Here is a 12701-nt window from a genome sequence, read left to right as displayed (position 1 = left end):
AGAAATTTAAAACGGTATCCGGTTACGATCGGTATGATAAGATCCTTTGAGACGCTATTTTTGCCTCTGCCAGTATTTTTTCTTCGTCGCAATTTGCAAGTTCTCTGTTTTCCATCAAAATATTTCCATCAACCATCGTTAATACCACATCGCTTGCCTGCCCCGAATACACCAGAGCATCATAATAATCCGTAATCGGAGTAAAATGCGGCTCTTTTGTTGAAACAATGATCAGATCTGCATTCATTCCCGCTTTTATACATCCGCTGTTTTCTATTCCCAGTGCTTTATAACCATTTTTTACTGCCATGCGAAGTATTTTTTCTGCCGGGATAACTGTAGGATCACAGTAGATTCCTTTTGCTAACAGTGCCGCAATATTCATTTCTTTGAAAATATTCAGATTATTGTTGCTTGCAACTCCGTCTGTTCCAAGACAAACCGTGATACCTTTTTTATCCAGCTTTGAAATATCTGCCATCCCGCTTCCAAGCTTTAAATTACTCACAGGGCAATGGCTGACACATACGTGACGCTCTTTTAATATCGAATAATCGTTATCCGTAAGATATACACAATGCGCTGCTATTGCCGGAACGTCAAAGACACCCAGTTCAGCCAGTTTTTCTACAGGGGACACTCCATATTTCTCATAACAGTCTTCTATTTCTTTTTTCGTCTCTGAAACATGAATCTGTATTCGGAAGCCGTATTCTTTCGCAAGCTCCACTGTATTTCGAATAACGTCTTCCGGAACCGAATACAGCGCATGCAGCAGAAGTCCTTCTTCTACCCGCCCCTTACTTCTTTCCGATATTTTTTTACTGTGTTCCAGGATCACACTTTTTTCCGTGGTGCCTGCTAACCCTTGATCTTTTCCGTAACTTCCTGCAATCAGTGCCTTCAGCCCTATATCTAAGGCTATTTCACCAAGAATATCCGCCCATGCATACATTTCTGCAAATGCTGTCGTTCCACTTTTGATCATTTCTATATAGGCCAGCTTTGCACAGCTTCTTATTTCATCTTCTGTCACATACTGCTGAAGCGGGCGAATATTTTCAAACATCCACTTTTGCAGTGGAAGTCCGCCCGCAAAATTCCGAAACATGGTCATGGGCGAATGGCAATGGGTATTGACAAATCCGGGCATCACCAGATTTCTCTCTGCGTGAATGATTTTATCAGGAATAAAGTTTTTCGGTCTTTCTGTTCCGGCATAAATAATTTTTGTGCCGTCAATACATACAATTCCATCCTGAATGATTCGATTTTCATCATCTAATGTAAGTATATCCCCATGCTGTATTTCAATTTTCATAAACATACCTCCAAACAACTCAATTCTTTATGACACTATACTTCAAAAAGCTTTCGGATACTGCTGTCGAAAGGCGGCCTTAAAATCCTTTTCTCCGTCACGATCGCCGTAATAAGGGAATGATCGGTAACATCAAATGCAGGATTATAACATTTCACTTCTTCCAATGCCATTGGTTTTTCATAAAATTCTTTCTTAATCTCGTCCGGATTTCGAAGCTCTATCTTGATGTCATCCCCTGTCTTACAGTTGACATCAATTGTAGATGTAGGACCTAGAACATAGAACGGAATCCCATAATACTTTGCCAGGATCGCAACCCCGCTTGTTCCGATCTTATTCGCCGCATCCCCGTTTGCCGCTATTCTGTCACATCCGACTAGACAGGCCTGAATCCATCCATTTTTCATAACAACGGAAGCCATGTTATCACAGATCAGAGTTACATCTATCCCCGCCTTCCAAAGCTCATACGAGGTCAGTCTCGCTCCTTGCAGTAACGGTCTTGTCTCATCTGCAAACACCTTAAACTCCAGCCCTTTTTCTTTACCCAGGAATAACGGACCTAGCGCTGTACCATATTTCGACGTTGCAAGCTGTCCGGTATTACAGTGAGTTAAAATCCCATCTCCTTCTTTGATAAGCGTCAAACCGTATTTTGATATTTTTCGGCACATTTCGATATCTTCCCACTGTATCTTATATGCTTCGCTTTCGAGAAGCTCTATAATTTCTTTTACTGTGCTGTTTTTGTTATTTAACACGACCTGCTCCATCCTGTTCAGCGCCCAGCTTAAATTAACTGCCGTCGGCCTGGATGAATTCAAATATTCCTTGTACTCATGGAACTTTTTATGAAATGCTTCATATTTTGTCGTATCAATTGTCTGTGCCAGACAATACATCCCATATGCTGCACAGATGCCGATCGCCGGCGCACCCCTCACTCGAAGCTTTAAAATTGCCTCATAGAATTCTTCCACTGTGGTTAGTGTCAAATACTCTGTTATTCCAGGCAGTTTTGTCTGATCAATGATAATCACAGCTCTCTTATCTTTACTTAGTTTTATATTGTCAACGTCTTCTAATTCTTTTAGAATTCCCATAATGAACTTCTCCTCTTATTGATAATATTTCCCAATTCTAACGATAGTTTCTGTAAGTAACTTTTTAAATAATGGAGCAGTCCTTTTAGAAATTTCATATACTTCTTCGCTTGTCAATGGCTCCCCTGACATCCCAGCTCCTAAATTTGTTATACAGGAAATCCCGCAAACTTTCATATTCATATGATTTGCAGCCAACGCTTCACACGCCGTACTCATTCCAACCGCATCAGCTCCCAACATTCTGCACATTCTTATCTCTGCCGGAGATTCAAACTGAGGGCCAGGCAATTGAACATAAATCCCGTCTTTAACAGAAATATCCAAATCCTCCGCTACTTGTTTAATAATGTTTCTTAAATTCCGGTTGTATACTTCTGCCATATCGGGAAAGCGAACTCCCAATTCTCCTCTGTTTTCTCCTCGCAGCGGCGAAGGAATAAAGGAAGCAATCTGATCTGTGAGCATCATAAAATCCCCCGGCTGAAGCTCTGGATTTACACTTCCGGAAGCATTCGTCAGGAATAATACCTTCGCTCCCATTAACTTCATCAGTCTTGTAGGAAGAACAACATCCTCCATGGAGTATCCCTCATAGTAATGCACTCGCCCCTGCATGATTACAATCGGAGTTTCCCCCACATATCCGAAGACAAACCTTCCTTTATGTCCTTCCACTGTAGACGTTGGAAATTCTTTAATATCACTGTAATTTAATATGGTTTCTACTTGAATACTCTCTGCATAATCTCCCAGCCCCGATCCGAGGATTAGCGCCAGCTCTGGTTTGAAGTCAACTTTTTTTCTGACATCCTCATAACATTTTAACAATTTTTCATAAGCAGAATTCATTTAATCCCTTTCCGTGTCACTTTTCAAAATTTATGATTGTCATAACAATCCCTGAACAAAAAAATTCAAATAAAACTAATCTTCTCCGTTTATCTCGACGGGCGTCCCGACCGTCAGTGCCATATGGTAGACTTTTGCCACGTCTTCTGCATATACACTGGACAAATATGCCTGATCAACATCTTTTCCGACTGCTACCACTCCATGATTAGCCATAAGACAGGCATTTTTTCTCTTTAAAATAGGCACTGCATTTAATCCTACTTGAGAACTCCCCTGACTGGCATACGGACTCACCTCCAAGCTTCCATTCAAAAAAGGGAGCATTTCTATTAATATGACAGGAATCTCTTTTTGAAGCACAGCAAAGCTTGTCGCATAAGGCGAATGTGTATGCACAACTGCATTGACGTGTTCTACATTCCGGTATATTTCTGCATGCATTTTCCATTCTGAGGACGGTCTGAGCCATCCTTCTTCAACATTTCCGTCCAAGTCTGTTACTACGATATCCTTCTCTTCCATAATTCCGTAATCATATGAACTTGGTGTAATTGCCATCAATCCTGAATCTCTGTCAAATACGCTTATGTTTCCGCTTGTACCTGCCATCAGCTTTTCATCAAATGCTTTTTTTGCAATCCTGAGTACATCCTGCTTCATCCTTTCATCCTTTCCAATTTTATTAATGTTGTACAACATACCCTATAATTTTCAAAATAAAGATAGCATAATTTAACGACAAAAAATAGGACATATACCCTAATTTCGACCAAATTGTGTCTAAAAACAAATTTATTTGTTTTACATTCTTCTTAAATTTTTATATAATTAAATTCATAAGCATGACCAGTCTTCCACATGGCTTAACTGGCTTTTCATCTGCAAGGGGTATTGTATGGATATTTTAAAAGATTTTCCTTATATCGAGGCATTATTTAGCTGCTTTGAAGATTCAGAGCTGAAATCCTTTCAAGTAATTTCATATCCGCCAAAATCTACAGTTGTTGAGAAAGATCAGATCCTTGACAATATATACATAATATTAGACGGAATCTGCGGTGTAATGAAACCTCTTCCAAACGGCAGCACAATCATAGGATATTACATGACAAGTTTAGATATTATTGGGATGGCATGTATCTCCTCTCCTATGAACAGATGCTATGCAACCACTGTAAGCATCACCAAACTTGTCGTACTGAAAATGTCGAAAGATGATTTTCTGTTTTATCATCACAAATATCCACAGTTTGCATTATCTATTTTGAAAAATGTAAACATGCGCCTAAATAACGCATTAAACTTTATAAATAACTGTAAGGCCAGTACAACCGAAGAAAACATTTTATACTACTTGCTCGATCGCTATCAGGTTTACAGAACATCCTATCCTTCAGCATATCGCGATGATGTTAAAATACTCGAAACCAGACAGCATATCAGCGATTTTCTTAATATTGATGTTCGTTCGCTCAATCGCTATATCTCAAAATTCAAAGAAGACAATATGATTACGGTCACAAAAGGAAAAATATATATCAGCCATAAGCAATATAAAAAAATACTACGTCTGGTCAGCTGGCTTTTTTGATATAATCGTATCAGAGATGTGTGAATGGTATGTTAAAACTCCTCATTTTGCCACTATCAGTTATAACTTCCGGCATTGCTTCTTTACAGAAAAAGAACCTCTGTCTCGCCATAGCTTGACAGGGGTTCTTTGACAGTCTAAGAGGCAGATGTAACTCACATGAGTTACATCTGCCTCCCATTTAGAACTATCTATTTCCCGATAGTATCTTTTAACATTTTCCGCAGTGCTAACTTAATTTCTCATACGCTTCTTTTCGCACTGCTTATTACTTCGTTAAATTTATATTACAATCTCTTGGCAATTGCTTTTATAAATTCTTTACTGTTTAATACAGTAGGATTTTCAATTGTAGTGATCAGTGCCAGGTCTTTTGTCATGGAGCCGGATTCGATTGTATCGATGGTTGCCTTTTCCAGCCTGTCTGCAAATTCCATGAGTTCTTTATTTCCATCTAGTTCACCGCGTTTTCTTAAAGCACCACTCCAGGCAAAAATAGTTGCTACGGAGTTCGTAGAGGTTTCTTCCCCTTTTAAGTGTTTATAATAGTGGCGCTGTACCGTTCCATGTGCAGCCTCATATTCATAATATCCTTCTGGAGATACAAGCACTGAGGTCATCATAGCAAGCGAGCCAAACGCAGAGGATACCATATCGCTCATAACATCTCCGTCATAATTTTTACATGCCCATATGTACCCGCCCTCTGATTTCATTACTCTTGCCACAGCGTCGTCAATTAAAGTATAAAAATACTCGATTCCCGCCTGCTTAAATTTTTCGTCATACTCTGCGTCATATATTTCCTGGAAAATATCTTTAAATGTATGGTCATATTTTTTAGAAATCGTATCCTTCGTTGCAAACCAGAGGTCTTGCTTTGTATCCAGTGCATAATTAAAGCAGCTTCGCGCGAAGCTCTCAATAGACTTACTGATATTGTGCATCCCCTGTACAATGCCCGGACTGTCAAATACATGCACGAGTTCCTTTTCCTGTGTTCCGTCCTCCGCCGTATATACAAGCTCTACCTTTCCTGCTTTGGGAATTTTCATCTCTGTTCCTTTATAGACATCCCCGTAAGCGTGTCTTGCGATTGTAATCGGCTTTTTCCAATTCTTTACACATGGCTCAATCCCTTTTACTACAATCGGCGCTCTAAAAACAGTCCCGTCTAAAATTGCACGAATCGTTCCATTTGGACTCTTCCACATTTCTTTTAAATCATATTCCTCCATCCGTGCGGCATTCGGCGTAATCGTAGCACATTTTACAGCGACTTTATATTTTTTTGTCGCGTTTGCAGAATCGATTGTCACTTGATCGTCCGTCTCATTTCTGTGTTCCAATCCAAGGTCATAATATTCTGTCTTCAGGTCAATATAAGGATTAAGGAGATTTTCTTTGATCATTTTCCAAAGAATTCTTGTCATTTCATCTCCATCCATCTCAACAAGCGGCGTCGTCATCTTGATTTTTTCCATTTTTGTCTCCTCCTAAATATCTTCGTATCCTTGTTTTTTCAAGTTCTGCATTACATGCAGGATATGCTCATTTGCCAACTGCTCCGCCAGATTTTGATCCTTATCTCGGATTGCTCTGAGAATCTGTTTATGTTCCCGTATAGACTTTCTTGCTCTCTCCTCCGATACAACTGAAGATTTTCTCGCCGGCTGTACATATTTATGAAAATCCGCAAGAACATGGCTTAAAATTCTGCTGTTGGAAGCTTCATATAAAATTGCGTGAAACCTTCCATCCAGCATTGTAATCTGCTCTACATTATAAGAGCCTTCTCGTTTCATGTGAAATTCAGAGAGAAGAATTGTTTCCTCCAACTCCTCCATTTGCTCTTCCGTAATGTTCTCTGTTGCCCATCTGGCACAGAGCCCTTCCAGCATGGAACGAATCATATAGATATCTTTTACATCCTTTGGAGAAATTCCTGTTACATATGCTCCCTTATTCGGAATAATGGAAACAAGTCCTTCTAACTCCAGTTGTCTTAACGCCTCCCGCACCGGGGTACGGCTCACTCCTAATTCTTTTCCGATTGTATTCTCTCTTAGTTCCTCGTGTTCCTTATATTTTCCCTTGAGAATGTCTTCCCGAATTCGCTGGAACACCTTTCCCCCAAGAGAATACTCCTGATATTCTTCCATGTAGAAAGCCTCCTGGTTACAGTGTGATATGTAAATGCTCACATATACTACTTATTTTCTCAACTAATTCCTCATCTGTCAAGACAGTTACTCTTCCATCTTCATATTCTTTGTCCACCCAGTCCTTCACCTGGCTGACCAGTGCAGAATTTTTGTCCACCTGGCGTTCTTTTGGCAGTTTATAAAAGGCATTGATCCAGTAGGCAATTCCGGCAGCGCCGGATGTATTGGATACAGATACACGCGCCGGACGATTTAAAAACTTTTCTGTGTCAAAAATATTATATATTTCTTCACTTTTGAGCATACCGTCCGCATGAATTCCGGCCTTTGTCACATTAAAGTTCTTTCCTACAAACGGAGTTCCAGACGGAATATGGTATCCGATTTCCTCCTCGTAATACTCTGCAAGCTCTGTAATCACTCTGGTATCCATTCCATCCAGCGTCCCCTTTAGCTGCGCATATTCAAATACCATTGCTTCCAATGGAGTATTTCCCGTACGTTCCCCGATTCCAAACAGAGAACAGTTCACTCCCGATGCCCCGTACAGCCATGCAGTTGTTGAATTATTCACTGCTTTATAAAAGTCATTATGCCCATGAAACTCAATCAACTCGCTTGGAACCCCCGCGTGTGTCATCAAGCCATATATAATCCCTGGAATAGAACGCGGAATTACTGCTCCTGGAAAATTCACGCCATATCCCATTGTATCACAGACCCGTACTTTTACTGGTATTTTATATTCTTCCATCAGTTTCATTAATTCTACACAAAATGGAATAACAAACCCGTAAATATCTGAACGGGTAATATCCTCCAGATGGCATCTCGGCCTTACACCTATCTCCAGACAATCCCGAATAACGGAAAGATAATGTTCCATTGCTTCGCGTCGTGTTTTTTTCAGCTTATAAAAAATATGATAGTCGGAACAGCTAACCAGCACGCCCGTCTCTTTCAACCCAATATCTTTTACTAACTGAAAGTCCTTTTTGCTGGCGCGTATCCAGCTTGTTACCTCCGGAAATGCATACCCTTTCTCCAGACATTTGTATACGGCATCCCTATCCTTTTTACTGTACAAAAAGAATTCACTTTGACGGATTTTTCCCTTCGGTCCGCCAAGACGGTGCAGGTAATCAAAAATTGTCACAATCTGTTCTGTCGTATATGGTGCACGGGATTGCTGTCCGTCGCGGAATGTCGTATCCGTAATCCATATTTCATCCGGCATATGATGCGGTACGATGCGATCGTTAAACGCAATTTTAGGAATTTCATCATAGCGAAATAGATTTCTAAAGACATTGGGTGTCTTTACATCTACCAAAGGATACATATGTTCTTCTAATTCTAAAAGATTTGTATGTTGGTTCATAAATACTTTTCTGTCTTCCATGCTTTCCTCCCATTATCCAGAGCAGACCGCCGCTCTTTTTCTTTCTTTGTATAATTGTATACATTTATACATTACATGTCAACTACAAAATCTCCTGCTAAATAAAAAAGAATGTGCAAAGTACATTCTCGCGCCGAAGCACGGCTGTGTGAGCAGCCATTTTCCGCTTGCGCGCAGTGTGCATCCCCCCCCGGAGGGTTTTATTGTATAGGGAACAAAGTTTCCTATACAATAAAAAAGACTGTATCGGCAATTTTTTACAACTGCCAGTACAGTCTCTTCTTTTCTCTACTGAATGATTCGTACTTTTAATACTCCTTCAATGCTTCCGAACTTCTCTATCAGATCGGCCGGCACATTCGCGTCTACATCCATCATCGTATATGCATACTCATTTCTGCTTTTGTTGCTCATCAGAGCAATGTTTAAATTTTCCTCTGCCAGCAATGTAGTAAACTGCCCCAGCATATTGGGAATATTATGGTGGAGTACGGTAATACGTGTGCCTTCCCCTTTTGGTCCCATGTCACAATCCGGATAATTTACAGAGTGTACAATGTTTCCATTTTCCAGATAATCAATGACCTCTGCAACTGCCATACGCGCGCAGTTATCTTCTGATTCTTCTGTGGAAGCTCCCAGATGCGGAATGACGATCGCCCCTTTTACGCCTGCTATTTCCGGTGTCGGGAAATCTGTCACATAACATTTTACCGAACCGGATACAAGAGCATCTACCATGTCTTCACTGTTTACAAGGACGTCACGCGCGAAATTTAAAATGACTACATTCTTTTTCATCAGGCTGATCGCACCTTTGTCAATCATTCCTTTCGTATCCGGTGTCGCAGGTACATGAATCGTAATATAATCACATTCTTTGTAAAGTTCATCTACTGTTTTTGCATGATGGATATTTCTGGACAATTTCCATGCAGTGTCTACAGAAATATATGGATCATATCCGTATACATCCATTCCCAGATGCGTTGCTGTATTTGCTACAAGCACCCCGATAGCGCCCAAACCGATCACGCCTAATTTCTTTCCTTCCAGCTCTGTCCCTGCAAACGCTTTTTTCTTTTTCTCTGTGATCTTAGCGAGATCTCCGTCTTCCTCATGCTCCTCTACCCAGTTAATCCCGCCGATAATATCTCTTGCGGAAAGCAGCATTCCGGCAAGCACCAGCTCTTTTACTCCATTTGCGTTTGCTCCGGGCGTATTAAACACAACAATCCCCTTCTCGGCACATTTGTCCAGAGGAATGTTGTTCACTCCTGCTCCTGCGCGGGCAATTGCTTTCAGACTGTCCCCCAATTCCATATCATGCATGGATGCGCTTCTTACCAGCACTGCATCTGCCTCATCTATATTCTCTGTTGCTGCATATTTCTCTCCAAACTGTTCCAGTCCGATCTCGGCAATCGGATTCAGGCAATGATACTCATACATTTTACAGATTCTCCTTTTCAAAATTTTTCATAAATGCCACAAGCGCCTCTACACCCTCATATGGCATTGCATTATATATGCTGGCACGCATACCGCCTACCGTTCTATGTCCCTTTAAATTCTCAAGTCCAGCCGCTTTTGCCTCTTTTACAAACTTTGCATCTAAGTCTTTATTTCCCGTAACAAAAGGCACGTTCATTAAAGAACGATCCTTTTTTTCAACTGTTCCTTTAAAAAGCTTACTCTGATCCAGAAAATCATACAGCAATTTCGCCTTCTTTTCATTGCGCTCTTTCATAACAGCCAGACCGCCCATAGATTTCAGCCATTTAAACACCTTTCCGCAAATATAGATTCCATATGCCGGAGGTGTATTATAAAGAGATGCAGCATCTGCATGTGTTTTATAGGTGAGCATAGTCGGCGTGCCCGGCAGAACCTCCTCTGTAATCAAATCTTCCCGGATGATCACGATAACTACTCCTGCCGGCCCGATATTTTTCTGTACGCCGCCATAAATCACGCCATACTTCTCTACCTCAACAGGCTCGGAAAGAAAACAAGAAGACACATCCGCAACCAGTGTTTTGCCTTTTGTATTCGGGAGTTCTTTAAACTTTGTTCCATAAATTGTATTGTTCTCACAGATATATACATAATCTGCATCCTCCGAGACCGGAAGATCGGAGCAATCCGGTATGTAAGAAAAGGTTTTATCTTCGGAAGAAGCGATTCGATTCACTTTTCCATACTTCTCTGCCTCTTTTGCCGCTTTTTTTGCCCACTGTCCTGTAACAATATAATCTGCCACCCTGTTTTTCATCAGATTCATCGGAATCATTGCAAATTGCTGGGATGCTCCCCCCTGCAAAAACAAAACCTTATAATTGTCTGGTATTCCCATAAGGTCGCGCAAATCCTGCTCTGCTGTCTGAATAATTTCTTCAAAGGCTTTCGATCTATGGCTCATCTCCATAACCGACATTCCTGTACCCTTATAATCGAGCATCTCTGATGCCGCTTCCTTTAGAACTTCTTCCGGAAGCACTGCCGGCCCTGCTGAAAAGTTATACACTCTACCCATTTTTCTTTCCTCCTGCAATTCTTAAATTTTATGATAGTGGATTTATTCTTCCATATCTTCTTCATCAAACGCATCGCTGATCGCTGCCCCTGGAGCCACCATCGGCCATACTTTATCGTCAGCACCAATCTGACAGTCTATGACAACAGGACAGTCGCAGGACAATGCTTCTTTTAGCGCTTCTGCAAATTCCTCCTGCGTCTGCGCTCTGATTCCTTTTGCCCCCATTGCCTCGGCAAGCTTTACAAAATCAACTGCATCTCTAAGCACAGTTGCAGAATACCTTTCATCATAAAACAGATCCTGCCACTGGCGCACCATACCGAGCACATGATTATTTACAACAATCTGTACAATTGGAATATGATGCCGTACTGCCGTAGCGATCTCATTCATGTTCATGCGGAAACAGCCGTCCCCTGCTATATTGATCACTGTCTTATCCGGACAGCCACATTTTGCTCCCAGAGACGCCCCCAGACCATAGCCCATCGTTCCAAGCCCTCCGGAAGTCAACAGTGTTCTTGGCTTTGTATACTTGTAATACTGCGCCGCCCACATTTGATGCTGCCCTACTTCTGTGACAAGCAATGCCTCCCCGTTTGTCTGCCGATAAACTTCCTCTATGATAAACGGGCCGGTCAATGTATCTTGATGGTACTTCAACGGATATTTTTCCTTGTACTCCCTTATCCTTGCCAGCCATTCAGGATGTGACTGCTTCGGCAATTTTTCATTGATTCTTTTCAGGGTTTCTTTTAAATCTCCGACCACGCCTTGCGTGATAACCACATTTTTATTCATCTCTGCCGCATCAATATCCAACTGCAAAATCTTTGCTTTCCTCGCAAATTTTTCTGTATTGCCAGTCACTCTGTCGCTAAATCTGGCTCCTGCCACAATCAAAAGATCACAGCCGCTGACACCATAATTGGACGTTTTTGTTCCATGCATGCCAAGCATGCCGGTATACCTGGGATCTGTACCTGGAAATGCGCCTTTTCCCATCAGCGAATCTGTAACAGGGGCATCTACCTTATCCACAAACTCCTTAAGCTCTTTAGAAGCACCGGAGAGTACCGCACCCCCACCCACGAATATATATGGGCGTTTCGCTGCCTCAATCATCTGAACAGCCGCCTCAACTTCTTCCTCCGAGACAGATACTGTCTTTATCCCTTCTGTATTGACAGTCACCGGAGTGTATTCCGTCTGATTGGCAGTAATATCCTTTGGAATATCAATCAGTACCGGACCTGGTCTGTCAGATTTAGCAATCTGGAATGCCTTGCGGATTGTATCGGCAAGCTTCGTGATGTCTTTTACAATATAGTTATGCTTAGTAATGGGCATGGTAATCCCTGCAATATCAATCTCCTGAAAGCTATCTTTTCCAAGCAGAGAAACTCCTACATTACAGGTAATTGCTACAATCGGGATCGAGTCCATATAAGCAGTTGCAATCCCTGTCACCAGGTTCGTTGCCCCTGGCCCACTCGTTGCCAGACATACACCTGCCTTTCCCGTTGCACGTGCATACCCATCCGCCGCATGTGCCGCCCCTTGTTCATGGGATGTCAGCACATGACGGATTTCCTCTCTATGTTTATATAACGCATCATACACATTTAAAATCGCTCCGCCTGGATACCCAAATACTGTATCTACTCCCTGCTCCTTTAAACATGCAATTACAATTTCTGCTCCATTCAACAACATGGCGCT

Annotated in this window: 11 protein-coding genes; 1 reads left to right on the top strand and 10 read right to left on the bottom strand. The window is 41.5% G+C overall.

Features of this window, described 5'->3' with window-relative positions; genetic code table 11:
- Positions 1-22 precede the first annotated feature (22 nt).
- The 4 genes from H8S37_RS02115 to H8S37_RS02100 all read right to left on the bottom strand — a co-directional run bounded on the left by H8S37_RS02115 (position 23) and on the right by H8S37_RS02100 (position 3942).
- Positions 23-1321 (bottom strand): amidohydrolase, encoded by a 1299-nt coding sequence (locus tag H8S37_RS02115; protein WP_186874401.1) that lies wholly within the window; start codon positions 1319-1321, stop codon positions 23-25.
- Positions 1322-1356: 35 nt separating this feature from the next.
- Positions 1357-2427: an S-methyl-5-thioribose-1-phosphate isomerase gene (gene mtnA / locus H8S37_RS02110; protein ID WP_186874400.1), complete on the bottom strand. Its 1071-nt coding sequence runs from the start codon at positions 2425-2427 to the stop codon at positions 1357-1359.
- A 15-nt stretch (positions 2428-2442) separates the two neighbouring features.
- A complete protein-coding gene (locus H8S37_RS02105) occupies positions 2443-3279 on the bottom strand; it encodes a purine-nucleoside phosphorylase (protein WP_186874399.1) in 837 nt (278 codons plus the stop codon).
- A gap of 75 nt (positions 3280-3354) precedes the next feature.
- Positions 3355-3942 (bottom strand): class II aldolase/adducin family protein, encoded by a 588-nt coding sequence (locus tag H8S37_RS02100; RefSeq protein ID WP_243207040.1) that lies wholly within the window; start codon positions 3940-3942, stop codon positions 3355-3357.
- A gap of 235 nt (positions 3943-4177) precedes the next feature.
- Here H8S37_RS02100 and H8S37_RS02095 point away from each other — a divergent pair, with 235 nt between their 5' ends.
- Positions 4178-4873 (top strand): Crp/Fnr family transcriptional regulator, encoded by a 696-nt coding sequence (locus tag H8S37_RS02095; RefSeq protein WP_186874397.1) that lies wholly within the window; start codon positions 4178-4180, stop codon positions 4871-4873.
- A gap of 287 nt (positions 4874-5160) precedes the next feature.
- Here H8S37_RS02095 and H8S37_RS02090 read toward each other — a convergent pair whose 3' ends face one another.
- The 6 genes from H8S37_RS02090 to ilvB all read right to left on the bottom strand — a co-directional run bounded on the left by H8S37_RS02090 (position 5161) and on the right by ilvB (position 12695).
- Entirely contained in the window at positions 5161-6357 is a 1197-nt protein-coding gene (locus tag H8S37_RS02090) for an NADP-dependent isocitrate dehydrogenase (protein WP_186874396.1), read from the bottom strand.
- A 12-nt stretch (positions 6358-6369) separates the two neighbouring features.
- Positions 6370-7035 carry a GntR family transcriptional regulator gene (locus tag H8S37_RS02085; protein ID WP_186874395.1) on the bottom strand — a complete coding sequence of 222 codons (666 nt, stop codon included), beginning with the start codon at positions 7033-7035 and terminating at the stop codon, positions 6370-6372.
- A 16-nt stretch (positions 7036-7051) separates the two neighbouring features.
- Positions 7052-8440, bottom strand: coding sequence for a 2-isopropylmalate synthase (locus H8S37_RS02080; protein WP_186874394.1), 1389 nt, complete (start codon positions 8438-8440; stop codon positions 7052-7054).
- 288 nt (positions 8441-8728) lie between these two features.
- Positions 8729-9892 carry a phosphoglycerate dehydrogenase gene (locus H8S37_RS02075; protein WP_186874393.1) on the bottom strand — a complete coding sequence of 388 codons (1164 nt, stop codon included), beginning with the start codon at positions 9890-9892 and terminating at the stop codon, positions 8729-8731.
- Between the two features lies 1 nt (position 9893).
- Positions 9894-10976 (bottom strand): 3-phosphoserine/phosphohydroxythreonine transaminase, encoded by a 1083-nt coding sequence (gene serC, locus H8S37_RS02070; protein WP_186874392.1) that lies wholly within the window; start codon positions 10974-10976, stop codon positions 9894-9896.
- Between the two features lie 42 nt (positions 10977-11018).
- Positions 11019-12695 (bottom strand): biosynthetic-type acetolactate synthase large subunit, encoded by a 1677-nt coding sequence (gene ilvB / locus H8S37_RS02065; protein ID WP_186874391.1) that lies wholly within the window; start codon positions 12693-12695, stop codon positions 11019-11021.
- Positions 12696-12701: the final 6 nt, after the last annotated feature.

Source organism: Mediterraneibacter hominis (assembly GCF_014287475.1).
GTDB classification, from domain to species: domain Bacteria; phylum Bacillota; class Clostridia; order Lachnospirales; family Lachnospiraceae; genus Mediterraneibacter; species Mediterraneibacter hominis.
Note: the sequence above shows the minus strand (reverse complement) of the source record. Positions and strands in the feature narration are given on the sequence as shown.

Bases quoted from the DNA above. Each gene is read 5' to 3' on its own strand.
- H8S37_RS02105 (WP_186874399.1), bottom strand. From the start codon at position 3,279: ATGAATTCTGCTTATGAAAAATTGTTAAAATGTTATGAGGATGTCAGA.
- mtnA (WP_186874400.1), bottom strand. From the start codon at position 2,427: ATGGGAATTCTAAAAGAATTAGAAGACGTTGACAATATAAAACTAAGT.
- serC (WP_186874392.1), bottom strand. From the start codon at position 10,976: ATGGGTAGAGTGTATAACTTTTCAGCAGGGCCGGCAGTGCTTCCGGAA.
- H8S37_RS02115 (WP_186874401.1), bottom strand. From the start codon at position 1,321: ATGAAAATTGAAATACAGCATGGGGATATACTTACATTAGATGATGAA.
- H8S37_RS02075 (WP_186874393.1), bottom strand. From the start codon at position 9,892: ATGTATGAGTATCATTGCCTGAATCCGATTGCCGAGATCGGACTGGAA.
- H8S37_RS02090 (WP_186874396.1), bottom strand. From the start codon at position 6,357: ATGGAAAAAATCAAGATGACGACGCCGCTTGTTGAGATGGATGGAGAT.
- H8S37_RS02100 (WP_243207040.1), bottom strand. From the start codon at position 3,942: ATGAAGCAGGATGTACTCAGGATTGCAAAAAAAGCATTTGATGAAAAG.
- H8S37_RS02095 (WP_186874397.1), top strand. From the start codon at position 4,178: ATGGATATTTTAAAAGATTTTCCTTATATCGAGGCATTATTTAGCTGC.
- H8S37_RS02080 (WP_186874394.1), bottom strand. From the start codon at position 8,440: ATGGAAGACAGAAAAGTATTTATGAACCAACATACAAATCTTTTAGAA.
- ilvB (WP_186874391.1), bottom strand. From the start codon at position 12,695: ATGTTGTTGAATGGAGCAGAAATTGTAATTGCATGTTTAAAGGAGCAG.
- H8S37_RS02085 (WP_186874395.1), bottom strand. From the start codon at position 7,035: ATGGAAGAATATCAGGAGTATTCTCTTGGGGGAAAGGTGTTCCAGCGA.